The sequence below is a fragment of the Bacteroidota bacterium genome (assembly GCA_025059945.1).
Taxonomy (GTDB): Bacteria; Bacteroidota; Rhodothermia; order JANXDC01; family JANXDC01; genus JANXDC01.
Genome location: JANXDC010000003.1, coordinates 65940 through 88863, shown reverse-complemented (window position 1 = coordinate 88863; position 22924 = coordinate 65940). Strand labels below are relative to the sequence as shown.

The following is a 22924-nucleotide window of genomic DNA, read 5'->3' as shown; positions in this document are numbered from 1 at the left end:
ACGTGCATATCGCACCGGAAGGGTATCGCATCATCGCCCTCGCCGCCCTCATAGCGCTTCTGCTGTTGGGGTGGGGACATTATCTGGGGGGATGGGCTCGCTATGCGCTATACGCCATGGCGCTCGGGGGGGTCTCGTTTGCGTTGTACTTTTTTCGCGACCCTCCGCGACATCCTCCCCAGGATCCCAAGGCGATCCTGGCTCCGGCCGATGGGCGTGTGATCCGGATTGAACGGTTTCAGGAGCCGGAGTTTCTGGGCGGAACAGCCCTGCGGGTGAGCATTTTTATGTCTCCCTTTGATGTGCACGTAAACCGCATTCCCTACTCCGGTCGCATCGCCTATGTGCGCTATGTGCCGGGCACCTACTTAGTGGCTTGGGAGGATAAGGCCTCGGAGCGGAATGAGCGGGCCCTGATAGGCGTTGAAAACGGTTCGGTGCGCGTGCTTTTCGTGCAAATCGCCGGCTTTTTGGCCAGGCGTATCGTTTATCATGTGCGCCCCGGCGACAGCGTCCGGGCCGGGGATCGCTATGGGATGATCAAGTTCGGCTCGCGGCTCGACGTGTACATGCCGCCAGAGGTCGCCTTGCGCGTGCGCGTAGGAGATCGCACACGCGCCGGGGAGACAATTCTAGGGGTGCTGCCGTGATGGTGCATGCCCTTCCTGTGCGACGAATTCGAGGGCGGCGCGCGCCGCGCCGTCGGCTCACGCGCACAGCCGTGCCGTCGTTTTTTACCCTGTTAAACCTGCTGAGTGGGTTCTTCGCTATCTTGCAGGTGCATCAGGGCCAGCTCGTGGCGGCCGCCTGGTTGATCGCCCTGGCCGGATTGTTCGACGCGCTCGACGGGATGATGGCCCGCCTGATGCGCAGCGCAAGCGACTTCGGAGTGCAGCTCGATTCCCTCTGCGATGTGGTCTCCTTCGGCGTAGCACCCGCGTTTTTGGTCTATGAGTTCGCTCTGTATCAGATGCGCGAGCTGGGTATGTTGTTGGCCTCTCTGCCCGCCGTGACCGGGGCCGTACGCCTGGCCCGTTTCAACGTGCAATTGGTTGGATACGAGAAGGACTACTTCCGCGGCCTGCCGATCCCCGCGCAGGCCCTGTTTTTGGCGGCCTTCGTGGTAACGTTTCACGATTCGACGCTCTTCGATAGCTTGCCCATGGGGGCCGGCTCCATGTTGGCTCCGGGGGTGGTTCTGCTCTCCCTGCTTATGATTTCCCCGATCCGCTATGAGGCCCTCCCTCGGCCTACTCGGCAAGCGTTGCGTCAGCATCCGGTGCGGGTTACGCTTTTCATGCTCGGGGCTGCATGGGTGGCCGTCTTCCACGCGCGAGGGCTGCTTATGGTTCTGGGTGCCTATATCCTCTTTGGGTTTGGGCGCGCGCTGTGGAGGCTCCTGCATACCGCCTGGCTGGAGGAGCCCTCCGAGCGCTCTTGGTCTAGGCAACCCCCAAAGGAGCGTCAGCGGCATGATCTATAACGTGTATCTACGCGTATCGTTACGCCCCTCGATCCTAGACCCCCAAGGTAAGGCCACGTGCCAGGCCTTACAGCAGCTGGGCTACGAGGCGATCCGGGGCGTCCGAATTGGCAAATGGATCGAACTACACCTGGAGGCCCCCAGCGCGGCCGAGGCCGAGCGTCTGGCCCTGGAAGCAGCTCGCAAGCTCTTGGCCAACCCCGTTATGGAGGACTTCGCAATAGTCGGCATAGAAGCGCTGCAGGCGGAGTGCGCATGATGGCTGCGGTGAGACGCGAAAAACCCACTCGACAAGCCGAAGTCGCCGTACAGGAGCTGGAGCAGAGCCCCTGGAAGGTGATCCTCTATAACGACGATATCCACACCTTCGATGAGGTCATCTTACAGCTCCAGAAGGCCACGGGCTGTTCGCTACAACGCGCAGAGCAGATAGCCTGGACGGCTCACCGGCAGGGCAAGGCCGTAGCTTATGAGGGGGATCTGGAGGACTGCCTGCGCGTGCAAGGCGTACTGGGTGAGATCGGACTTATCACGGAGATCCAGGGCTGATGCAGCCGATGCGGGTTGGGGTGATCATCTTTCCGGGCTCGAATTGCGATCACGACGCATACTACGTCTGCAAACACCGCATGGGTTGGCAGACGCGCTTTATTTGGCACAAAGAAACGGAGCTGGGGCCCCTGGATCTGGTCATCTTGCCCGGGGGTTTTTCTTACGGGGACTACCTGCGCAGCGGGGCCATTGCGCGTTTCTCGCCTGTTATGCGGGAGGTAGTGCGCTTTGCGCAACGGGGAGGCTATGTGCTCGGCATTTGCAACGGCTTTCAGATTCTGACCGAGGCCGGACTGCTACCGGGAGCGCTTTTGCGCAACAGCTCGCTTCGTTTTGTGTGTCGGGACGTTTACGTGCGTGTTGAACGCACCGATACGGCCTTCACGCGCGCCTATGCTCCGGGGGCCATACTGCAGCTGCCCATCGCGCACGGGGAGGGCAACTACACAGTAGATCCTGAGACGCTGCGCCGGCTTGAGGAAGAGGGCCGCATCGCATTTCGCTATGTCACAGCCGATGGCCGGCTCGATCCTGAGGCCAATCCCAATGGCTCCTTGGGCAACATCGCCGGCGTGCTCAATGAGCGTGGCAACGTTCTCGGCATGATGCCCCATCCGGAGCGGGCCGCCGACCCTGAGCTGGGCCGCACCGATGGTCTGGGGCTTTTTGTCTCCTTGGCCGAAAGCCTGGTGGGGGTCGCGTGGGGTCCATGAGGGCTTTGTGGGCAAAAGCAAGCGCGTTGTGGGTATGTGGCTTGATGTTGTCATGAGTCCGCTTGCGGTCGGTGAGGAGGAGTTGCACGGCCGCACCGTGGTGGTGATCGACGTGCTGCGGGCCAGCACGACGATCCTGGCCGCCCTGGCCAACGGGGCCCGTGAGGTCGTACCCGTAGCCGACATGGCCGCGGCGAGCAAAGTGGCCTCCAGCCTTGATCCAGAGACGATTCTGCTCGGTGGGGAGCGCAACGGTTCCCCGATCGAGGGCTATCATCTCGGCAACTCCCCTTTAGAGTACCGTCCCGAGGTGGTCCAGGGCAAGATCATCATCCTCAACACCACCAACGGTACCGGCGCGATCATACGCGCTCGCTTAGCCGAAGAGGTGCTCATCGGCGCTTTTGTTAACCTATCGCGCCTAGCTCAATACCTGCGCGAGCGGGCCCCGCAAGAGGTGGTGTTGCTGTGTGCGGGGTGGCGCAACCGGGTGAGCCTGGAAGATGTGCTCTGCGCGGGCATGCTGCTGGATCGGCTAGCAGTGGGGGAGCAACCGGAGGAGGCGCCCGATGGAGTGCGCATCGCGCATATGCTGTATCGGATCTACGCCGACCGGCTTCGAGAGGTTGTGGCCTCAAGCGCGCATGCGACCCGGTTGCGCAGCTTGGGCTACGAGGCCGATCTTGCCCTCGCCACCCAAGTGGATCATATCCCCATTTTAGCCCGGTATCACGAGGGGGTCATTCGAAAGCTGGATGGCTGAAGGGAACGGAAAACGGCGCGCCGCCCCTCGCAGGCGGCCCGCAGAGGCCCGAAAGCGAGAGGTATTGGGGGTGCTGCTCGTGGCCGTGTCCCTGCTTCTGCTTCTAGGCGTCCTGAGCTACCAAGCTGAGGACGACGCCCTGGTGCAAAGTAGCTCCCTATGGACGGCGTTCGATCAGGCTGCCGCTCCCACGCAGCGGGCCCGCAACGCGTTGGGCCTGTTGGGTGCGTTTTGGGCCTATTATGCGGTGCGTAGCGGGCTGGGGTATCCCGTCGGCATATACCCGCTTGTGGCGCTCATCTGGGGCTGGCGTCTGTTCCGCGGTCGACCTGTGCGGATCTGGAGCGGCTGGACGCTCTACTGGGGCCTGCTGCCCCTATGGGCGGCCACGAGCCTGGGCTGGCTTGCCCTGCAGCAGGGCGCTTCATGGACGGCTTGGCATGGACTCCTGGGCATGGCCCTAGCAGGGGGGGTGCGCCGCCTACTTGGGGTTCTGGGTAGCTTCCTATTCTTGTTGACGGGTTTGCTGATCTGGGCGCTGCTGCTGGCTGAGCGGGACGTACAGCGCCTGGTAGATCGCCTAAGCGGATGGGGGTATCGTCTGCTGGATGAGGCACAAGCGTGGGGCCAACGGATGCGCTTGCGTCTGCGCCGCTCCCGGAAGGGGCTCAGGCGTGGACGAGCGGCGCCCGCACCGCCTTCCGCAGAGCCCGCCCCGAAGATCCCAGAACCTCCGCCCCTCCCCGTAACGACCCCGCTGGAGCCCTCTCCTTCCCCGGAAGGATCAGGCGGGTGGCAACGCCCCTCTTTCGAAGCCGAGAGCCCGGCTTCCCCCCCAGAGCCGCATCCAAGGCCGTCCCGACAAGCCGAAGGTGTACACGCGGAGGAGATCGCCTATCGATTCCCCCCGCTAGAGCTGCTCGATAAACCACCGGAGGGCCAAAGCGGGCCCGATGAGCGAGAGATCGAGCTCAACAAACAGGCGATCCGGGAGAAGCTGGCCACCTACGGTATCGAGATCGTTCGCATCGAGGCCGTCTGCGGGCCCACGGTCACGCTCTATGAGCTCACTCCCGCTCCGGATGTGAAGATCAGCCGCATTACAAGCTTGGCCGACGATCTGGCCCTGGCCATGGCCGCCCCCGGCATCCGGATCATCGCCCCCATACCGGGAAAAAGCGCCATCGGGATCGAAATCCCCAACCGGAGGCGGCAAATCGTGCACATCCGCAGCCTGCTCGCCAGCGCGCAGTTTCGCCACAGCGGCATGGAGCTGCCTTTGGCCTTGGGCAAGACTGTCGAAAACGAGGTTTTCATTCAAGACCTCGCCCGCATGCCGCATTTGCTCATGGCCGGCGCCACGGGATCAGGCAAATCCGTGGGCATCAACAGTATCCTGACGAGCTTGCTTTATTGCTGCCATCCGGCGGATCTGAAGCTGGTGCTGATCGACCCCAAGAAGATCGAGCTGTCGCTTTATCAGCACATCGGCCGGCACTTCATCGCCACCTTGCCCGAGGCGCGGGATCCGATCGTGACCGAGCCTGAGGACGCCGTACGGGTCCTGAAGAGCCTTCTTGTGGAGATGGAGCTGCGCTACGACCTGCTGGCCGATGCCATGGTGCGACACATCAAGGACTACAACCAAAAGCTGGCCCGGGGAGCGCTCGACGTCCAAAAAGGACACCGAAAGCTGCCCTACATCGTGGTCATAATCGATGAGCTGGCCGATCTCATGATGGTGGCGGGTCGAGAGGTCGAGGCTCCGATCGCGCGCCTGGCTCAGATGGCCCGCGCTGTGGGCATTCACCTCGTGCTGGCCACTCAGCGGCCCTCGGTGGACGTGATCACGGGGCTGATCAAGGCTAATTTTCCGGCCCGAATCGCCTTTCAGGTGCCCTCGCGCATCGATTCGCGCACGATCATCGACACGGTCGGGGCCGAGCAGCTCATGGGCTATGGCGACATGCTCTTCATGTACGGCAGCCGCTTGGTCCGCCTGCAGGGGGCGTACGTCTCGGTAGAGGAGGTGGAGCGCGTGACCACCTTTATCGGCCGGCAGAAGGGCTACAAGCAGCCGTATCTGCTGCCCTCGGCTGAAGGGCCCTCTCGAAGCGACTCGCAGGAGTTGGAGGGAAGCGAGATCGACCCCCTGTTTGAAGAGGCCGCCCGCCTAGTCGTGCAGTATCAGCAGGGTTCGGTATCGTTGTTGCAGCGCAGGCTAAAGATCGGCTACAGCCGGGCCGGTCGGCTCATCGATCAGCTGGAGGAAGCCGGTATCGTGGGGCCCTTTGAGGGCAGCAAGGCGCGTGAGGTGCTTTTGCGCACACAAGAGGAGTTGGAGGCGCTGTTGGCCCGACGGGCCCAGGGGGCGACCGAGTGAGTCTCGTTTGGGGTTTCTGGCTATCGCTGTGGCTTCATCAGGCGCCCGCGGATCCCGAGGCGCGCCTTGAGGAGTTCGTTCGTCGCTGGGAGGGACTGCCTGCCGCGGCGGGCCGCTTCGAGCAGGTCTTTCGCGCTCCCGGGGTGTCCGAGAGGACCCGGATCTCAGGCCGCTTCTTCGTATCAGGGGAGCGCTTCCGCATTGAGGCGGGCGAGCAGCTCTTTGTGGGAGACGGACAGGCGATCTGGATCTACGACCGGCGCGCCCGGCGCGCGCTCGTGCTCGACTACGGCTCCGGATCCGACCTCGACTGGTCGGTGCCGGCTCTGCTGCGGGGTCGCTGGCGGGATCGGTTTCGGGTCCGCGAATACGCCGTCGCATCCTCCCCCGAGGGGAAGCCCGCGTTGCGGTTCCGCCTGGAGGCCCGCACGCCGGGGACTTCACCGGCAGAGCTTTGGCTTTGGGTTGAGCGGGCAAGCGGCCTGCCGGTGCGGCTTGAGCTGCGGGACCCGGCCGGGGAGCCCGTTCAAATCCGACTGTGGGCCTGGCAGCTTGACCTCGCCCTGGGCCCGGACCGGTTTCGCTTCGTCCCTCCGCCCGGAACGGAATTGCTCGACAGACGCAGGCGATGAGCTCCTGAGGACCGGTAATGCGGCGGCGATACGCGATCAATCTTGCGCTTGGGTTCCTGGTGGGGGGACTGTTTTTGTGGCTGGCCCTGCGCGAGGTCCATTGGGGGGCGCTGCTTGAGGGGATCAAGCGGGCCGACTATCGCTGGCTGCCCCCGCTTGTGCTGGTGGCCCTCTTTAGCCACCTGCTTCGGGCCTGGCGTTGGCAAATGCTCCTGAAGCCTCTGGGTTTGCGTCCCCACGTAGGGCGCGCCTTTGCCAGCATTATGATCGGCTACATGTGCAGCTATGCTATTCCGCGCATCGGGGAGGTGGTCCGCGCCGCTCACCTGGCGCGTTTGGAGCGGGCCTCCTTTTCGGCCGTCTTGGGCACGGTCGCGATGGAGCGTCTGCTGGACGTGCTGGTGCTCCTTTTGGCCCTGGGTTCTGTTCTAGGCCTTTACGTAGGCCGATGGCCTCTTCTGGGGGGGCTGTGGCGGGAGCCCACGGTTTGGCTGAGGGCCCATTGGCCGCTACTGCTCGCCATCGCCTGCGGTTTTGCGCTGGGGGTCCTTCTTGTCTGGCGCTGGTACCGAAGCGGGCTTCGGGTAGGACCGCTTCGGCGTTTTCTAGGAGCCTTCGGCGAAGGGCTGCGCAGCGTGCGCGCCTTGTCGAATCCGGCTGCCTTCTGGGCAAGCACGGCTCTGATGTGGGCCTGCTATGCGCTGATGACTTATCTGCCCTTTCACATGTTCGGATTGGGGCGCCTCGATCTACTGGATGCCTGGGTGCTTATGACCCTGGCTTCCGTTGGGGTGGTGCTGCCCTCTCCGGGGGGAACGGGGACGTACCACTTTTTCGCCCAGCAGACGCTCATGCTGCTCTTCTCCGTGGATCGCAACACGGCCACTTTGTATGCCGTCATTACGCACGGGGCGCAGCTTGTCGCCTATGTGCTCATCGGGTGGGCGGCTTTGCTCTGGACGGGCCTGCCGATCTTGCCTAAATCTCCGGCCGCGTTGGCCGTGCGGGAGGCTAACCCATGAAGCTTGCTATTGTCGGGACCGGCTATGTAGGGCTTGTGACCGGCGTCTGTTTCGCGGACTCCGGCCATGAGGTGATCTGCGTTGACGTGGACGCCGAAAAAATCCGCCGCCTTACGGCGGGTCAGATTCCGATCTTCGAACCGGGGCTAGAGGTGCTCTTTGAGCGCAGCCGTCGGGAGGGGCGCCTGCACTTTACCACGGACCTGGCCGAGGCCGTTAGCCGAAGCGACGTGGTGTTTTTGGCCTTGCCCACCCCGCCGGACGCAGACGGAGCCGCGGATCTGCGTTATGTATTGGAGGTGGCCGATCAGATTGGCCCCCTTGTGGATCGCTACAAACTCATTGTCACCAAAAGCACTGTGCCGGTGGGCACAGCCGAGCTTGTGCGCGAGCGCATCGGCCGAAAGGCCCGCGCGGAGTTTGATGTGGCCTCCAATCCCGAGTTCTTGCGCGAGGGGGCGGCCGTGGAGGACTTCCTGAAGCCCGAGCGCGTTATCGTCGGCGCCTCAAGCCCGCGGGCCATCGAGATCCTGCGTCAGCTCTATGAGCCCTTTGTGCGCCAGGGAAACCCCATTTTGGTCATGGACGAGCGTTCGGCGGAGCTGACCAAGTACGCGGCCAACGCCTTTCTGGCCATGCGCATCTCCTTTATGAACGAAATCGCTCTTATATGCGAACGCGTGGGGGCCAACGTCGACTGGGTTCGCCGCGGCATCGGCACCGATAGCCGCATCGGCCCGCGTTTTCTATTCCCCGGTGTGGGTTACGGCGGCAGCTGTTTCCCCAAGGACGTCAAGGCGCTCATCCAGATGGCGCGCGCGCACGGCTATGAGTTTCGCATCCTCAAAGCCGTAGATGAGGTCAACCGCAGACAACGCGAGCACTTCCTGCAGCGCATTCTGGACTATCTGGGCGCCGATCTTAAGGGGCGCACGTTGGCCATTTGGGGGCTTGCGTTTAAGCCCAATACGGACGACATCCGAGAGGCCCCGGCCCTGTACTTTCTAGACCGGCTCCTAGAAGCCGGGGCCAGCCTGCGCGTCTACGATCCAGAGGCTATGCGCAATGTGCGCGCCCTCTACGGGGATCGGCTCTACTATGCGCGGCATCTTTATGATGCCGTCGAGGGGGCTGAGGCGCTCTTGATCCTAACGGAGTGGAACGAATTTCGGCGCCCGGATCTAGAGCGAGTTCGCGCCCTCTTGAGCCGACCGGTTATTTTCGACGGCCGAAACGTATACGATCCGGAGGCGATGCGCGCGCTGGGTTTTACGTACTTTAGCATCGGTCGCCCGACTGTGCTGCAACAGACGCCCGTCTCGGAGTCCTGAGAAACGCGCCATGCGACGGTACTCAAGGCCGCGCACCCTGATTACGGGCGGAGCGGGGTTTTTGGGTTCGCACCTCTGCGATCGGCTCTTAGCCGAAGGGCATGAGGTGATCTGCATGGACAACTTTATTACAGGCACTCCGGACAACATCGCTCACCTTTTTGGCCATTCTCGATTTTTCTTCGTTCAGCACGACGTCACAACCTTCATGTACGTGGAGGGTCCGCTGGACTTCGTCCTGCACTTCGCCTCACCGGCCAGTCCCGCGGACTACCTGCGCTATCCCATCCAGACCCTCAAAGTCGGAGCGCTGGGCACGCATAAGGCTTTGGGGCTCGCCAAAGCCAAAGGCGCCCGTTTCCTACTCGCCTCCACAAGCGAAGTCTACGGCGATCCGCTTGTGCACCCGCAGCCGGAAACGTACTGGGGCAACGTCAACCCCATCGGATTGCGCGGAGTTTATGATGAAGCCAAGCGCTTCGCCGAGGCCATGACGATGGCTTATCATCGCTATCATGGGCTGGATACGCGCATTGCGCGCATCTTCAATACCTACGGACCGCGCATGCGGCTCGATGACGGACGGGCCCTACCCAACTTCATGCGCCAGGCCCTTACGGGAGAGCCTATTACCGTCTACGGAGACGGCCTGCAGACCCGCTCTTTCTGTTACGTCGACGATATGGTGGAGGGCATCTACCGGTTGCTGCTCTCTACGGAGGTGGAGCCCGTTAATTTGGGCAACCCGGATGAGGTTTCCTTGCTGGAATTGGCCTACGAGATCAAGTCCCTCACCCAAAGCCCGAGTCCCATCGTCTTTAAGCCGCTTCCGGCTGATGATCCCAAAGTACGGCGGCCCGATATCGCAAAGGCCCGTCGGCTGTTGGGCTGGGAGCCCCGTGTAAGCCGGCGCGAGGGGCTGGAACGAACCCTACGGTACTTTAAAGAGCGACTCGGCCTGCCGGTTTGACGGATCGACTGCCGGAGACGACCGCTCGGATGTGTTTTTTTGCTGTTGAGCCCAAAAGTCTTGACGCCCCGCCGAAGCAGCCTTCTAGTTTTTCACGCGGTTACGGGACAGGAAGAGATCTCCATGCGGAACCCCTTGTGGCCCCTCATTTCGGATGAGGCCTTTTGGCATCTGCAGCAGCATAACCTGCTCAATGAACGAGAGCTGCGCAATTACGTGATCCGGCGCCAGTTCTTGGAGATGCGGGCGCAGAAGATCTCCGCTAGCGAGGCCATTGATCGGCTGCAGCAGCAATACCCGCAGTTGGAGTATGATACGATCCGAAAGATTGTTTATCGGACGCGCCCCAAGGCGCCTCACGATGCTTCGTTATAGGTGTAGGTCGCACATTTCTCGATAAGCGGGCGCTATGTGTATGAAAAAGTACGGGTCGTCGGCGTGCGAACGTGCTTTCCGATCTGTGCCTTTTTGCAGGAGCTTAGGTCTTGACTTTCTGCGAATTTTTGCGTAATAACGCACTTGGGCGTGGTAAACCACAGTCCCGTGTCATCTGTGTTGAGGGAGGGGGCCACAGCCCGTGGCGCCCTTCCGGTTGCAAATTATCCGCCGTTTTTCTAGACCGCAGTAGCGGGGTGTAGGTCAGGTTCATCAGCAAGAGGAGGTACTATATGACGCGCGCGCTACGTCGCTTCATGGGCGCCTTTTTGGGGTTCTGGTTGCTGCCCCTGTCGCTATGGGCTCAGCAGACCGGTTCCATCCAAGGGCGCGTAACGGACTCCCGCACAGGCGAACCTATCCCCGGCGCAAACGTGGTTATCCGCGGCACGCAGCTGGGCGCCGCAACGGACTTGAACGGGCGCTATACGATCCCTCGCGTGCCGGCGGGCACGCATGTGCTCGAGGCCCGGTTCGTAGGCTATCGCCTGGCCACGCGCCAGGTAACCGTGCGGGCTGGTGAGACCGCCACGGCCGATTTTGTGCTCGAAGAGACCGCGCTCCAACTCAACGAGGTCGTGGTCACGGGGGCCGGCGGTCCAGTGGAGAAGCGTAAACTCGGCAACACAATCGCCACAATCAACACGGCGCAATTGGAGACCGTGCCGGCCCTGAATATCTCGGAGATCCTGGCCGGCCGTGAGCCGGGTGTGGTGAGCCTGCCCTCTGGCGGTATTACGGGAGAAGGGGCGCGCATCCGCATCCGAGGCTCGGCGAGCCTAACCCAGCTTAATGAGCCCATTGTCTACATAGACGGCGTGCGCGTAGATCGAGGAGGGGGATTTAGCGGCTTTGTGGGCACTGGCGGCGGTGGATCTCCCTCTCGGCTTGATGATATCAATCCGGATGCCATCGAGCGCGTTGAGATCCTAAAGGGCGCCGCGGCCGCCACACTTTACGGAACTGAGGCCTCCAATGGCGTGATCCAGATCTTCACCCGAAAGGGTGCTGTTGGGGCTCCGCGCTTTGATTTTCAAGTCCAGCAGGCCTTCAGCAACTACCCCAAGGTCTTCAAACCCATGACGAGCTGGTTCCGTACTCAGGCGCAGGCCGACACGGTCAGCAAGTACCTGGGGGGTAGGTATCGGCAGTACGACCTGGTCAGCTACAACTTCGTGCATGATCTCTATGAAACCGGGCGTGGTCAGACCTACTCAGCCTCCATTAGCGGTGGGGCCACCGGGGTAACGTACTTCATCAACGGTCGCTGGCAGTACGAGGATGGGCCTTTTGGAGGCAAGAAGATCCCTATGCCCCCCGGCTATAGCGTGCGCGCTCGCGACATCCTGAGCCGCATCCAGACTTCGGCTAACGTCAACGTGTTTCCGTCGGATAAGTTGCAGCTGCGCGTCACGACCGGGTACACGGACTTCCATCTGGAGACCTTCCAGAACAACAACAACATTTATGGGGTTGAGTCCCTGACGATGTTTGCGCGGGTCCATCTGATCCGCTTCAACAACCCGACGGGAAGCCCCTCCTTTGCCTCCGTGCCGGAGGTGCTGCAGCAGACCGTCACGCAAGATACGCGGCATTTCAACGGTTCCTTCGGGATGAACTGGCGCCCCCTAGGAAGCCTCACGATCGACGGTACCTTCGGGGTGGACTATACGAACCAACAGGATATCTCGGAGCGTCCCTTTGGATGGAACATCAACAATTTTACCTCGGCAGAGGTGGAGGGGGCGCGTCGTACGGGGGATCTGAATCGGCTGCATCTGACTCTAGATCTAAAGGCCACCTTGATCAATCGGATCGGGGAGAATCTAGAGTCCACCTTCCTGGCCGGCCTACAGGGCTTTGCCATTCGCTCTGTTGAGCGCGGAGCTCTGGGTCGGCGCTTCCCGGGCCCGGGCATCAACGTGGCCGGCGGCGCCTCGGAGAAAGACGTCTCCGAGTTTTTCCTGGAGAACAAAAACTTGGGTGTCTTCGCCCAAGAACAGATTGGCTTTCAGAACTTCGTCTTCTTGACCTTGGGCGCCCGCTATGACGCCAACAGCGCCTTTGGCTCGGAGTTCAAGGGCGTTCTGTACCCGAAGATCTCGCTTTCGGTTGTGCCTTCGGATGCCGCCTTCTGGCGGCCTCTGGGCCCGGTCTCCTCGCTGCGCCTGCGCGCAGCCTTAGGCCAGTCGGGTCTGCAGCCGGGCGCCTTTGATGCGCTCACCACCTATGTACCTCTGGCCTCGATTACAGGTCCCGGTCTTGCCCCCGGCAACCTGGGCAATCCTAAGCTCAAACCCGAGGTGTCGACCGAGTGGGAGGTGGGCCTGGAGCTAGGGCTTTTGAATGACCGCTACGCCCTACAGGCCACGTACTGGGATCGGACTGTGCGGGATGCGCTCGTAGCGCGCCAGTTTCCCTTCACCGGCGGCTTCCGGGCCCGGCAGCTCGACAACATCGGCAAGCTCAAGGGCAAAGGAGTAGAGCTGGGGCTCAACGCCTTCGTGGTCAATCAGCAAAACCTCTCCATAAACCTCTTTGCCAACGCTTCCTACCTGTGGGAGCGGGTGATCTCGCTCGGCGGCGCTCCGCCCATCTTTATTGCGGGCACGTATCCGCGTTATCGGAACTTTATCCGCGAAGGGTATGCGCCGGGCGCCACCTTTGGGCCCAAGCTCCGAGCAGTCGAACCCGGTCGTTATCCGATCGATACCAACCGAGACGGCAGACCTGATACCCGGGATGAGCTGCTCAGTTACTTCCGTGGCCTGAGCGCCACCGCCCTCGTAAGCCGCGCCAACGTGCTCGGGGCTAGCCCCTTGGCGGACCTGAACGGCTTCTTGCTGTGGCAGGCTAACGAGCAGGGTAATGTGCTGGAGAATTACCTCGGCAAGCCGCAGCCGGACTGGATGGGCTCCTTTGGGTTCACGATCAACTTCCTCAGGAGCTTCTCGCTGTACGCGCTCTTCGAGTACAAGTTCGGCAACTACACCGTCACGAACCTAACCGATGCCTTCCGGCGCGCCAATCCGCTCATCGGGATGAACACCCCTGAGGCGGCGCAGGCCGAGCGCGACTTCGCCACAGGCGGCTTGGACGCGAACAACCAGCCCAAGAATGATCCCGAAGTGCGGCTAAAAGCCTTTGAACAATACCTCAAGCTCGTAGACCTCTATCCAGGCGGTGCGGCCGGCGCCAATTCCCATGAGCCCGGTGACTTCCTGCGTTGGCGCGAGCTGAGCCTAACCTACACGGTATCGCCGCAGTTCATCCGGCAGTACGGACTCCGAAACATGTCCCTTACGATTTCGGGCCGTAACCTGGCGATTTGGACGAAGTTCTCGGGCATCGACCCGGAGGTGAATGCCGTTGGGCGCGGTTCAGGTGGCACACTATACCAGAACTTCCTCGACAGCGTGGAGGCTTTCGGCCTACCGATTCCGCGCCGAATCCAGTTTAGCTTGCGTTTCGGGTTCTAAGGATGCTCTCTCGCCTCTCCGGGCCCTCCCCCATATCGCGGGGGATGGGCCCGGGGGGCGGGAGCGGAGGGTAGCAGGAGCCAACAAGGAGGGTTGCGCATGCGCACCTACATTCTATTGGCCGCGGGGTTATTGGGGGCCGGATGCGACCTGCTGAGCCTCAAGGCCAACAATCCTAACAACGTGCTAGAAGAAGATCTCGCCAGCCCAGCTGCGGCTACGGCGATCGCCAACGGAGCTGAGGCCACCGTGACAAGAGCTTTGGGGGCGATCCTAGCTCCCTATTCGACGGCCTCTGATGAGCTCAAATGGGTCGGCTCGCGCGACTCCTGGCGCGACCTGGATTGGGGCAAGGTAAACGACATCTATAACGAGTTTACCGACAACGCCTTCACGTACGTGGCCGAAGCACGCTGGACGGCCGATAAGGCCATTGAGCGCCTAGAGGCCTTTCGCAGCCAGGGCGCGCTCCGCACTCCGGTGGATTTAGCTCGGGTTTACGCCTACGCGGCGATCATCTATATCACGATCGCCGATATGTTCGATGACTTCGCCTTCTCCGATCGTACCCAGCCCGGTCCCAACATCGGGCGCGATCGGATCCCGGAGCTCTATGATAGAGCGGTCGACTACTGCACCAAGGGGATCGCCGTAGCGCAAGCGGCCGGGAATGCGCTCTGGGAGACGCGCTTGCTTGCGCTGCGCGCGCGCGCCCGCTACTCCAAGGCCCTCAGGGCCAAGCTGCGGCCCGGACAGGTCGATACGGCCAATCCCTTGGTCAACGACGCGGGGGCCAATGCCGATGCGCAGGCGGCGCTAACCCGTATGGGAACAGCCGACTTCGTCTTTCGGCTCGAGACCTCACCCGCCACGCCCGACCTCATCGTGGGCGATATGAGCATGGCCCTGCAGGTCAACTTCCGTCTTGAGATGCGTATCGGGGACGACTACATCGTGCCCACGGCCGACGATAAGAAGGTGGCCTCGGTGAGGCTGCGGGATCCAATAGACAACGTCGTAGACCCGAAGCTGGCCCGCGAGATCGAGGAATTCACCCGAGCGGAGCGTTACGCGCCCATGACCGTGGTATCTCGCCGCGAGATGCACCTGATCTTGGCCGAAGCTGCCTTGGCCCGAGGCGATGTGGCGGAGTTTCGCAATCAGATCAACGCCATCCGCACGCTAGATCGGCTCTCGGCGTATACGGGTCAGATTCCAGCTCGCGACATGCTCATTCACGCCCGACGGGTGAACCTCTTCCTACAAGGCCGTCGTCTGGCCGACCACTATCGGTTCGCCCAATACCCGCGCGAGTGGGTCTCGGGCTATTTCAGGCCTGGGGAGTTCTTCCCCATCACGATCTCCGAGCGGCGGGCCAACCCGCTGGTGAAGTAGGGGAAACGAGGCTAAGGTTTTGCTTCCCTCCGGGTGTCGCCTTCCCTGGCGACACCCGGAGGCTTTTTGCAACGCCAAGGGGAGTATGTAGGTATGCGAAGGTGGATGGGGCTTGTGCTCGTTGTGATGGGCTGGGGGCTTGGGGGATGCAGCCTGCTGGAACATGAGGGTCCCAAGACGGTTCGGCTACGTTTAGAAGGAGATGGCGCGGCGCGGCTGCAACTGGTGACCTCGCTTAAGTTTCTGGCTCAACGCCAGCCCGTATACGGCCCTGGCGGGGTGATCGTACGCGACACGCTCCTGGTGCTCCTTCTGGAGGCCGACACCACCCGGCCCACCATCCCCCTAGAGCGCCAGTTCGATATTAGCCAGACCCGGCAGATTTTCATCCGTGTTGAACGTCAGAACCCCGAGCTGGACAACCTGCGTATGCGGGTCTGGATCGACGATCGGCTCGATTATGACGCCACCCCGCCAGCCCGTCAGCGGGTGCTGCAGTTTGTGTACTTCTATAGGAGCAGTCAGGATACGGGGCCGATCGTGTTCTAAGAGTTCGAGCCAGATGGCTACGCTTTCTCGGCTTGCGACAAGAGCGGGTTTGCTCTGTGTGCTGATTCTGGTGGGCTGTGCCTCATCGCGCAGCCCCAACACGGCCAAGGCTGGGGCGGGGGCAGAGATATATCGAGCCATCGTGGGGCGCGCTCCAGAACCCCGTCTGCTTGTGGACGTGCTCCTGGAGGTCCTCCCCCGATACGGGTACTATCCGGAGCGGCCCAATCTGAACCAACTCGCCACCGAATGGCGTCTGTACGCTCCCGATCCAGCGGAAGCGCAACACGGGATCCGGCAGCTGCGGGATCGCCTGGTGATCGCGATCCGTCCACGCGGTCGAGCGATGTACTTGGCGGACCTGCGCTTAGAATATCAGGTGCAAAACGCCCAGGGTGAGTGGGTATCCGTGCCTCCCCCGGCGCAGTTAGTGGAGGCGCTGAAGGCCTTTGAGCGCGAGGTGAAGGGGCTCTTAGAACGTTACATGAGCCAGTATTAGGGACGGTTTAGGTTTGCCCGCTTCCCCTGAGCCTCCTCCAGAGCCCAAAACAGCTGCTCCGCCCACACTATTCCAACCGGACAGATTGGAATCCCAGCCTGAGCCAAGGCTTCCGCCGCCCAAGTGTTGCAGGTGCGCAGGCCATGATAGCGGCCGCGTGCGCTATAGAAGCGTACGCGCCCTTGTGGGACGAGCAGCAGTTGGGGGCGTCCGTTTGCATCCAAAACGAGCGCGCTGCGCAGAAACCGCGTAAGTCGGGCAAGGCCTGAGTCGCTCACCTGTACCTTAGCCCAACGATCGTAGCGTTCTATTGAGAGATCGGCGAGCGCCTCGATGCGCAGTGCGCTCGGCGTGGGCCACAGCACGGCGCGCAGGGCCATGCCGAGCGTAGGGCGCTCAGCTGGATAATACGCCGCATCCCCCCAGCCCCAGTCCAGCCATCTCCCCCCGGAGGGTAGCCAAGCCTCTAGGTCCGGAGCAAAACGCCTGAAGGTTTCGACCGGCACCAAGATCCCGGTGTGCCAGGCGATCTGCACCACATAGAGCGCCTGTAGGCGGGAATCCGGGGGAGGCTCTTCAGGACGAGAAGAGCAACAGCCGCTGTACAACGCCCACCCAAGCGGGACGCTAGCCAGGATCACTTGACGGACGGGCCAAACGCGCGGCCGCTTGCTGAGCAAAAGATCGCGCAAAGGCGCGGATCTGATCAGCCAGCTCGGCATCGTGTACGGCCCGTTCCAGGGTATCAGCTAGCCGGAGGAAGGTTTGATAATATAGCGCGTGCATATCAGGCACCTCCATCTCCGGCGTCCACAGATCCAGGCCCAGTGACTGCCGTTGCCGTTTATCCCAAAGCGAGAGCAACACGGCGGTGCACGACTGGAACTCCTCGGCCTCCTCTGTGGCCTGCCAGCGGAGGCGCATAGGAATCCGCTGCGCGTTGAGCTCCACCTCGAGCACTATCCGGGCTGTACCCGAGGCCGACACCTATGCCTCCTCGGGACCGCCGCTTAGGCGTTCATAGATCCGGCGCACGACCGTGGAGATCAGCACAGGCAGGCCTAAGACGAAGAAAAAGAACAGAAGCGTGTGCCAAAGAGGTTTTAGGATGTAGTCCATGGCCCTCTTGTTCCGTTCTGCACGGCATCAATATGCGGGCTTAGCGTCAAACTAGACAAGTCGGGTTTGCGTTTTCCAGAGGGCGCGCTTTCTTTGTTCGCGTCCTTCGAGGAGGGAGGGGCAGAAGATGAGGATGCGCAAGTGGGCAGCAGGGCTTGCGCTGCTATGCCTGGTCACGGAGCCTCTTGCGGCTCAGGACCTGAAGGAGGTGCGCGTAAACGGCGCCCGGCTGTGGGAGCACCTCATGCGCCTGGGGCAGATCGGACGGACCCCGGCTGGCGGGGTGAGCCGTTTGGCCTACACGGAGGCCGATCGCCAGGGCCGCGCCTTTGTAGCGGAGCTCATGCGCCAGGCGGGCATGACGGTGCGCATAGATGCGGCCGGGAACATAATCGGCCGCTATCCGGGTCGCCACGACGACCGTCCGCCGATCGCGATGGGCTCGCACATCGACTCCGTTCCCGAGGGCGGGGCCTTCGACGGCTGCCTGGGGGTATTGGCGGCGATCGAGGTGGTGCGCACGCTTGCGGAGCGGGGTATACGGCTTGCGCACCCCTTGGAGGTGTTGGTTTTTGCCAACGAGGAAGGGGGGCTCGTGGGCAGCCGGGCCCTGGTGGGCGCCCTTACGCCTGAGATCTTGGCCCAGCGCAGCCAAAGCGGCGTGCTCGTCTCCGAAGGCATTCGGGCTATCGGCGGGGATCCGGATCGGCTGCCGGAGGCCCGGCGCCGTCCAGGCGATTACACGGCCTACCTGGAGCTGCACATCGAACAAGGGGGGCTTTTGGAGCGCGAAGGCGCCTCGATCGGTATCGTGGAGGGCATCGTGGGGATTCGCTGGTGGGACGTCCTCGTAGAGGGCTTCGCCAATCACGCCGGTACCACACCCATGCGAGAGCGCCGAGATGCCCTGGTGGCCGCCGCGGAGTTCGTGCTCGCCGTCCATCGGCTTATGCTCCAGACTCCGGGCCGACAGGTGGGCACGGTTGGCAGGCTGGAGGTAGAGCCGGGGGCGCGCAACGTGATCCCGGCTCGGGTGCGCATGAGCCTGGAGATTCGGGACCTGGAGATGGCCAAAATCGACTCGCTCTTCGTCGTCCTGCAGGCCGAGGCTGAGGCGATCGCACGGCGAACGGGTACGCGCTTCTTTTTCCGCCCGGCGCCCACGGTATCGGTTGCCGTGCCCACGCATCCGGAGTTGCGTCTGCGCATCCGCGAGGCGGCCGAGCGGCTGGGGCTTTCTTACCGCTTTATGCCCAGCGGGGCCGGTCATGATGCGCAAAATATGGCCCAGCTGGCCCCGATGGGGATGATCTTCATTCCCAGCGTGGGGGGCATTAGCCACGCCCCGCAAGAGTACTCCAGGCCCGAGGACGTGGCACGCGGGGCGAACGTGCTGTTGCAGACGATTCTGCTGCTAGATCAGAGGCCCCCCGGGCGCTAGCGGTTCCGATACTTATCCAGGAACGGGGCCAAGAGGTCGATCGGCACCGGGAAGATCGTAGTCGAGTTCTTCTCCGAGGCCACGTCCGAGAGCGTCTGCAGAAAGCGCAGCTGCAAGGCCGTGGGATGTTGTTCGATGATGCGCGCCGCCTCCGCCAGCCGCTGCGCGGCCTGATACTCGCCCTCGGCGTGGATGACTTTGGAGCGACGCTCGCGTTCCGCCTCGGCCTGCTTAGCCATGGCCCGTTGCATCTCTAGGGGCAGATCGACCTGCTTGACCTCTACAGCCGTCACCTTCACCCCCCATGGGGCGGTGTGGCTGTCGATGATCTTCTGTAACTCCTTGTTGATTTTCTCGCGCTCCGCCAACAGCTCGTCCAGTTCGGACTGCCCCAGGATGCTCCGGAGCGTGGTCTGCGCGATCTGGCTTGTGGCGAACAGGTAGTTTTCCACCTCCACGACCGCCCGAGCCGGGTCGATCACGCGAAAATACACCACGGCGCTGACCTTGATGGAGACGTTATCGCGCGTGATCACATCCTGGGGGGGCACATCGAGCGTCACGATGCGCAGGCTTACGCGCACCATGCGGTCGATAAGGGGGATCAGCAGGACCAAACCCGGACCCTTGGCACCAATCAGGCGCCCCAGCCGAAAGACCACGGCGCGCTCGTATTCGCGCAGGATCCGAACGGCGCTGGCTAGAAGCGCGACGGCTAAAAACGCAAGCAAAGACAAGGACAATTCCATAGGCATGCTCCCCGCTAATTCGTTTCCCGTGGCGGTATCGCCTCTACCCACAGGGTCAGATCCTGGATGGCACGCACACGCACCGATGTGCCCGCCTCAAGCGGCGCTTCGGAGGCCGCCTCCCAGATCTCCCCGTGCACGCGCACCTGCCCCACATCCGGGGGGCGAATCGGGCTGATGACGATCCCCTCTGCTCCGAGCAGAGCCTCGGAGCCCGTCTGCGGCGGACGCCGCTGCGCCCGCAGCCCCATGGCGAGCACGAACAGGAAAAAGCCGGCCGTCGCCCCCAGCCCCACTAAGAGGGTGGGCAGGGAGATGGCGATCTCGCCTGCGGGGCTAGAGCGAAACAGCATAAGCGAGCCTAGGGCCAGCGAGACGAGTCCGCCGAGGGTAAGCAGCCCGTAGCTGGCGACCTTGATCTCCGCGATAAACAGTCCGATGGCTAAGGCGATAAGGGCTAGGCCCGCATAATTGACGGGCAGCATCTGCAAGGCGTATCCGGCTACGATCAGCGCGATCGCGCCCAAGATCCCGGGTAGGAGCGCCCCTGGGTTGTAAAGCTCAAATAAGATCCCGTAAAAGCCCACCAGCAGCAGCAAATAGGCCACGTTGGGGTCGCTAAGCACAGCCAGCACGCGTTCTCGAAGGTTCATGGGCCGGCTTTCGATCTCGGCCCCGCTCGTGCGCAGGCGCACGGCTCCCTGCGGGAGCTGCACCAGGCGGCCGTGCAACTGCTCGAGCAGCTCTTTGGCCGATGAGGCCACCAGATCTATGGCGCCCGCCTCAAGGGCCTCGGTCTCCGAGCTCGATAGGCTGCGGCGCACCGCCTCTTCAGCCCAGGCGACGTTGCGGCCCCGGCGCGCGGCCACAGCCCGGGCGAAAGCCGCAGCGTCGTTTGTGGCTTTCTCCATCATCACCGAGGCCGTGTCCGCCGCTCCTCCCAACCCGACAGGATGCGCGGCGCCGATGTTGGTGCCGGGCGCCATGGCGGCCACGTGAGCGGCGAGCGTGATGAAGACGCCGGCCGATCCAGCCCGCGCCCCGCTGGGGTGGACGAAGACGACCACGGGCGCGCGCGCATTAAGCAGCCGCTGCACGATCGCCCGCGTGGACTCCAACAGCCCCCCTGGCGTGTCGAGGGCGATCACAAGCAGCGCGGAATCGGCTTCGGCCTCCTTCAGACCACGCTCTATGTACTCGACCACAGCGGGCCCGATCGCACCCCGCACCTCAAGCCAGTAGACGCGCTGCGGACGCGGCGCCTCCGCTGCAAGTGCGATCCCCAGGATGAGCGGCCAGAACATGCTCATAACGGGCCTGTTCAGGGGGGTTTGGGGTGAAAATAATCATCTGCACACCAAAAGCAAGCTCGCAGTGGGTTTGCGTCCACAAGGCAAATTGCGTATCCTCAGAGCGAAGATGAGCGCTACAGGGCAAAGCCCAGCTGCTTTGGCTCGAGAGCAACTTCCGGGGGGAACGCCGGCCGACAGGCTAGCGGCCCTTCGGCGGACTTTCGAATCCGGCCAGAGCCTCCCCCTTAAGGCGCGCCTAGGGGCCCTTGGGGCGCTGCTGGATGCCTTAAAGCGCCATGAGCCGCTTCTACTGGAGGCGCTGCATCGGGATCTGGGCAAAAGCCCGGTTGAGGCCTACTTTACGGAGATCGGACTTGTGCGCCAGGAGATCCGCTACCTGCGGCATTGGCTGCCGTTTTGGATGCGCCCCCGCTGGCGACTGGGTTCCTTGGTGCAACAGCCCGGCTGGATACGGATTAGGCGCGCACCCTATGGCGTGGTGCTCGTAATCGCTCCGTGGAACTTTCCCGTGCTGCTTTCCTTGCTTCCCCTTGCGGGCGCCCTGGCGGCGGGCAATGCGGTGGCGCTTAAACCCTCGGAGCTGGCCCCCAATAGCGCCGGTGTGCTGCGCCTGATGTTGGAGTCGGCTTTTTCGCCAGATTATGTGGCCGTTTTCGAGGGCGGGCCGGAGCTGGCGCGGGCACTACTTGAGCTGCGCTGGGATTATGTTTTCTTCACCGGAGGCCCTGCGACGGGCCGGTTCGTCTACGAGGCCGCAGCCCGGCATCTTACCCCGTGCACGCTCGAATTGGGGGGCAAAAGTCCTTGTGTGGTAGATGCTCAGGTTGAGCTTCAGACCGCCGCTCGGCGTATCGCCTGGGGTAAGTTTCTCAACGCCGGCCAGGTGTGCTTGGCCCCGGATTATGTGCTGGTCGATCGCCGCCTATACGAGGCCTTTCTGGAGGCCCTTGTGAAGGCCATCCGAGCCCTCTACGGGGATGCGCCTCAGCGGCATCCGGATTACGGCAGGATCGTAAACGAGCAGCATTTCGCTCGTCTAGTGGCCTATCTCAGGCAGGGTCGGGTCTACTATGGCGGCCAGCTTGATGCTTCGGAGCGCTACATAGCCCCCACCGTGCTCGTGGAGGTGCCTCCGGAGGCGCCCGTGATGCAAGAGGAGATTTTCGGGCCCATTTTGCCCGTGTTGCCGTATGAGAACCCGGAAGAGGCCGTAAGTTTTCTGCGAAGCCGGCCCGATCCGCTGGCCCTATACGTTTTTAGCCGAAACCCCGGATTTGCGCAGCGCCTGCAAGAGTCGGTGCGCTTCGGGGGCGGCTGCGTAAACGATGTGGTGCTGCAGCTCGCCTCTCCGCGTTTTCCTTTTGGCGGGATCGGCCAAAGCGGGTTGGGCCGCTACCGAGGCAAGGCCTCTTGGGAGTGCTTCACTTACGAACAGGCGGTGCTCCTGCGCCCCTTTGCGGGGGACGTAAGGCTGCGCTATCCTCCGTATGAGGCAGCCAAGAGGCCCCTTTTTCGGAGGCTTCTCCGTTAGAAGTACTCGTAATCGCCGCTTGAGCTTTCCTTTTCGGAGCCGCCCTCACGCTCCGAGAACTCCCGCTCGATCGTCTCGGGATCCTCGCCCGCCTCGAGCCGGTCCAGCATCTCGTGAAACTCTTCTCCCAGGTCCTCGCCCAGCATGCCCTCCATGCGCCGCATCCAGCGGGCGACGGATCGGGGGTCGTTTTCGTCCACGTCTCCGAGCGCGCCGGGATCGGCCAGTTTATCCAGGTGCGCCTCTTCGCTGTGTACGATGGCCACGCGCGAGATGAGCCGTCGCACGTCTTGGGCGCCGCATTGCGGACAGGCGGGGTGCACCTCTTCGGTGATGCGGCGCACGAAGATCGCAAAACGCCGTTGGCAGGCCTGGCAGCGGTATTCGTAGATGGGCATTGGCGGTGCTTCCTCCGCGTTGGCGCTGGGGAAAAATACACATCAGCTCCGAGGCAAGCCAAACGCATTACGAAACGAAAACCGACCCGGCAAGAACCAGCTGGACGATTTAAGCCGAAGCCGGCGTAGGCCGATAACCGATATGCGGACGCGTCTGTCCGTTACGT

24 protein-coding genes are annotated in these 22924 nt (G+C 62.6%); 18 read left to right on the top strand and 6 right to left on the bottom strand.

The window, feature by feature from the left end:
* Window positions 1-2 precede the first annotated feature (2 nt).
* The 16 genes from NZ993_01585 (at window position 3) to NZ993_01510 (ending at window position 16206) form a co-directional block, all read left to right on the top strand.
* On the top strand, window positions 3-650 hold the full coding sequence (locus NZ993_01585; protein ID MCS7154488.1) for a phosphatidylserine decarboxylase family protein: 648 nt from the start codon (window positions 3-5) through the stop codon (window positions 648-650).
* Window positions 650-1483: a CDP-diacylglycerol--serine O-phosphatidyltransferase gene (gene pssA, locus NZ993_01580; GenBank protein ID MCS7154487.1), complete on the top strand. Its 834-nt coding sequence runs from the start codon at window positions 650-652 to the stop codon at window positions 1481-1483. The genes NZ993_01585 and pssA overlap by 1 nt, the downstream gene beginning before the upstream one ends.
* Window positions 1476-1742, top strand: coding sequence for a phosphoribosylformylglycinamidine synthase subunit PurS (gene purS / locus NZ993_01575; protein MCS7154486.1), 267 nt, complete (start codon window positions 1476-1478; stop codon window positions 1740-1742). The genes pssA and purS overlap by 8 nt, the downstream gene beginning before the upstream one ends.
* Window positions 1739-2032 carry an ATP-dependent Clp protease adaptor ClpS gene (locus NZ993_01570; protein ID MCS7154485.1) on the top strand — a complete coding sequence of 98 codons (294 nt, stop codon included), beginning with the start codon at window positions 1739-1741 and terminating at the stop codon, window positions 2030-2032. Before purS ends, NZ993_01570 begins: the two co-directional genes overlap by 4 nt.
* 8 nt (window positions 2033-2040) lie before the next feature.
* A complete protein-coding gene (gene purQ / locus NZ993_01565) occupies window positions 2041-2748 on the top strand; it encodes a phosphoribosylformylglycinamidine synthase subunit PurQ (GenBank protein MCS7154484.1) in 708 nt (235 codons plus the stop codon).
* A gap of 34 nt (window positions 2749-2782) precedes the next feature.
* Window positions 2783-3511, top strand: a complete 729-nt coding sequence (locus NZ993_01560) for a 2-phosphosulfolactate phosphatase (protein MCS7154483.1) — start codon at window positions 2783-2785, stop codon at window positions 3509-3511.
* Window positions 3504-5894, top strand: a complete 2391-nt coding sequence (locus tag NZ993_01555; protein ID MCS7154482.1) for a DNA translocase FtsK — start codon at window positions 3504-3506, stop codon at window positions 5892-5894. Before NZ993_01560 ends, NZ993_01555 begins: the two co-directional genes overlap by 8 nt.
* Window positions 5891-6526 carry an outer membrane lipoprotein carrier protein LolA gene (locus NZ993_01550; GenBank protein ID MCS7154481.1) on the top strand — a complete coding sequence of 212 codons (636 nt, stop codon included), beginning with the start codon at window positions 5891-5893 and terminating at the stop codon, window positions 6524-6526. The genes NZ993_01555 and NZ993_01550 overlap by 4 nt, the downstream gene beginning before the upstream one ends.
* 17 nt (window positions 6527-6543) lie before the next feature.
* Complete coding sequence (locus NZ993_01545) at window positions 6544-7548, top strand: flippase-like domain-containing protein (protein ID MCS7154480.1); 1005 nt, start codon at window positions 6544-6546, stop codon at window positions 7546-7548.
* Window positions 7545-8879, top strand: coding sequence for a UDP-glucose/GDP-mannose dehydrogenase family protein (locus tag NZ993_01540; protein ID MCS7154479.1), 1335 nt, complete (start codon window positions 7545-7547; stop codon window positions 8877-8879). The genes NZ993_01545 and NZ993_01540 overlap by 4 nt, the downstream gene beginning before the upstream one ends.
* A 10-nt stretch (window positions 8880-8889) precedes the next feature.
* Window positions 8890-9849: an SDR family oxidoreductase gene (locus NZ993_01535; protein ID MCS7154478.1), complete on the top strand. Its 960-nt coding sequence runs from the start codon at window positions 8890-8892 to the stop codon at window positions 9847-9849.
* A gap of 123 nt (window positions 9850-9972) precedes the next feature.
* A complete protein-coding gene (locus NZ993_01530) occupies window positions 9973-10224 on the top strand; it encodes a hypothetical protein (protein ID MCS7154477.1) in 252 nt (83 codons plus the stop codon).
* A gap of 293 nt (window positions 10225-10517) precedes the next feature.
* Window positions 10518-13763 carry a SusC/RagA family TonB-linked outer membrane protein gene (locus NZ993_01525; GenBank protein ID MCS7154476.1) on the top strand — a complete coding sequence of 1082 codons (3246 nt, stop codon included), beginning with the start codon at window positions 10518-10520 and terminating at the stop codon, window positions 13761-13763.
* Window positions 13764-13862: 99 nt separating this feature from the next.
* Window positions 13863-15158, top strand: coding sequence for a RagB/SusD family nutrient uptake outer membrane protein (locus NZ993_01520; GenBank protein ID MCS7154475.1), 1296 nt, complete (start codon window positions 13863-13865; stop codon window positions 15156-15158).
* A gap of 93 nt (window positions 15159-15251) precedes the next feature.
* Window positions 15252-15707: a hypothetical protein gene (locus tag NZ993_01515; GenBank protein MCS7154474.1), complete on the top strand. Its 456-nt coding sequence runs from the start codon at window positions 15252-15254 to the stop codon at window positions 15705-15707.
* A 13-nt stretch (window positions 15708-15720) separates the two neighbouring features.
* Window positions 15721-16206 (top strand): hypothetical protein, encoded by a 486-nt coding sequence (locus tag NZ993_01510; protein MCS7154473.1) that lies wholly within the window; start codon window positions 15721-15723, stop codon window positions 16204-16206.
* Here NZ993_01510 and NZ993_01505 read toward each other — a convergent pair.
* The 3 genes from NZ993_01505 to NZ993_01495 form a co-directional block, all read right to left on the bottom strand.
* Window positions 16203-16745, bottom strand: a complete 543-nt coding sequence (locus tag NZ993_01505; GenBank protein ID MCS7154472.1) for a DUF2459 domain-containing protein — start codon at window positions 16743-16745, stop codon at window positions 16203-16205. The genes NZ993_01510 and NZ993_01505 overlap by 4 nt on opposite strands.
* Window positions 16746-16833: 88 nt before the next feature.
* Complete coding sequence (locus tag NZ993_01500) at window positions 16834-17193, bottom strand: gliding motility protein GldC (GenBank protein MCS7154471.1); 360 nt, start codon at window positions 17191-17193, stop codon at window positions 16834-16836.
* Window positions 17194-17325, bottom strand: a complete 132-nt coding sequence (locus tag NZ993_01495; GenBank protein ID MCS7154470.1) for a hypothetical protein — start codon at window positions 17323-17325, stop codon at window positions 17194-17196.
* Between the two features lie 127 nt (window positions 17326-17452).
* Here NZ993_01495 and NZ993_01490 point away from each other — a divergent pair, with 127 nt between their 5' ends.
* On the top strand, window positions 17453-18766 hold the full coding sequence (locus NZ993_01490) for a Zn-dependent hydrolase (protein ID MCS7154469.1): 1314 nt from the start codon (window positions 17453-17455) through the stop codon (window positions 18764-18766).
* Here the strand turns inward: NZ993_01490 and NZ993_01485 are convergent.
* Window positions 18763-19515 carry a slipin family protein gene (locus NZ993_01485; GenBank protein MCS7154468.1) on the bottom strand — a complete coding sequence of 251 codons (753 nt, stop codon included), beginning with the start codon at window positions 19513-19515 and terminating at the stop codon, window positions 18763-18765. The two genes, NZ993_01490 and NZ993_01485, sit on opposite strands and share 4 nt — an antisense overlap.
* 14 nt (window positions 19516-19529) lie before the next feature.
* Entirely contained in the window at window positions 19530-20825 is a 1296-nt protein-coding gene (locus tag NZ993_01480) for a nodulation protein NfeD (GenBank protein MCS7154467.1), read from the bottom strand.
* Between the two features lie 109 nt (window positions 20826-20934).
* Between NZ993_01480 and NZ993_01475 the strand changes: the two genes are divergently transcribed.
* Window positions 20935-22359, top strand: coding sequence for an aldehyde dehydrogenase family protein (locus NZ993_01475; GenBank protein MCS7154466.1), 1425 nt, complete (start codon window positions 20935-20937; stop codon window positions 22357-22359).
* On the opposite strand, the gene NZ993_01470 is transcribed toward NZ993_01475, so the two are convergent.
* Window positions 22356-22757, bottom strand: a complete 402-nt coding sequence (locus NZ993_01470) for a zinc ribbon domain-containing protein (protein ID MCS7154465.1) — start codon at window positions 22755-22757, stop codon at window positions 22356-22358. The two genes, NZ993_01475 and NZ993_01470, sit on opposite strands and share 4 nt — an antisense overlap.
* Between the last annotated feature and the right edge of the window lie 167 nt (window positions 22758-22924).

Excerpts from the sequence above, each read along its gene's own strand:
- pssA (MCS7154487.1), top strand. The coding sequence starts at position 650 with ATGGTGCATGCCCTTCCTGTGCGACGAATTCGAGGGCGGCGCGCGCCG.
- NZ993_01570 (MCS7154485.1), top strand. The coding sequence starts at position 1,739 with ATGATGGCTGCGGTGAGACGCGAAAAACCCACTCGACAAGCCGAAGTC.
- purQ (MCS7154484.1), top strand. The coding sequence starts at position 2,041 with ATGCGGGTTGGGGTGATCATCTTTCCGGGCTCGAATTGCGATCACGAC.
- NZ993_01560 (MCS7154483.1), top strand. The coding sequence starts at position 2,783 with ATGTGGCTTGATGTTGTCATGAGTCCGCTTGCGGTCGGTGAGGAGGAG.
- NZ993_01555 (MCS7154482.1), top strand. The coding sequence starts at position 3,504 with ATGGCTGAAGGGAACGGAAAACGGCGCGCCGCCCCTCGCAGGCGGCCC.
- NZ993_01545 (MCS7154480.1), top strand. The coding sequence starts at position 6,544 with ATGCGGCGGCGATACGCGATCAATCTTGCGCTTGGGTTCCTGGTGGGG.
- NZ993_01540 (MCS7154479.1), top strand. The coding sequence starts at position 7,545 with ATGAAGCTTGCTATTGTCGGGACCGGCTATGTAGGGCTTGTGACCGGC.
- NZ993_01535 (MCS7154478.1), top strand. The coding sequence starts at position 8,890 with ATGCGACGGTACTCAAGGCCGCGCACCCTGATTACGGGCGGAGCGGGG.
- NZ993_01530 (MCS7154477.1), top strand. The coding sequence starts at position 9,973 with ATGCGGAACCCCTTGTGGCCCCTCATTTCGGATGAGGCCTTTTGGCAT.
- NZ993_01525 (MCS7154476.1), top strand. The coding sequence starts at position 10,518 with ATGACGCGCGCGCTACGTCGCTTCATGGGCGCCTTTTTGGGGTTCTGG.
- NZ993_01520 (MCS7154475.1), top strand. The coding sequence starts at position 13,863 with ATGCGCACCTACATTCTATTGGCCGCGGGGTTATTGGGGGCCGGATGC.
- NZ993_01515 (MCS7154474.1), top strand. The coding sequence starts at position 15,252 with ATGCGAAGGTGGATGGGGCTTGTGCTCGTTGTGATGGGCTGGGGGCTT.
- NZ993_01510 (MCS7154473.1), top strand. The coding sequence starts at position 15,721 with ATGGCTACGCTTTCTCGGCTTGCGACAAGAGCGGGTTTGCTCTGTGTG.
- NZ993_01495 (MCS7154470.1), bottom strand. The coding sequence starts at position 17,325 with ATGGACTACATCCTAAAACCTCTTTGGCACACGCTTCTGTTCTTTTTC.
- NZ993_01490 (MCS7154469.1), top strand. The coding sequence starts at position 17,453 with ATGAGGATGCGCAAGTGGGCAGCAGGGCTTGCGCTGCTATGCCTGGTC.
- NZ993_01485 (MCS7154468.1), bottom strand. The coding sequence starts at position 19,515 with ATGGAATTGTCCTTGTCTTTGCTTGCGTTTTTAGCCGTCGCGCTTCTA.
- NZ993_01480 (MCS7154467.1), bottom strand. The coding sequence starts at position 20,825 with ATGAGCATGTTCTGGCCGCTCATCCTGGGGATCGCACTTGCAGCGGAG.
- NZ993_01475 (MCS7154466.1), top strand. The coding sequence starts at position 20,935 with ATGAGCGCTACAGGGCAAAGCCCAGCTGCTTTGGCTCGAGAGCAACTT.
- NZ993_01470 (MCS7154465.1), bottom strand. The coding sequence starts at position 22,757 with ATGCCCATCTACGAATACCGCTGCCAGGCCTGCCAACGGCGTTTTGCG.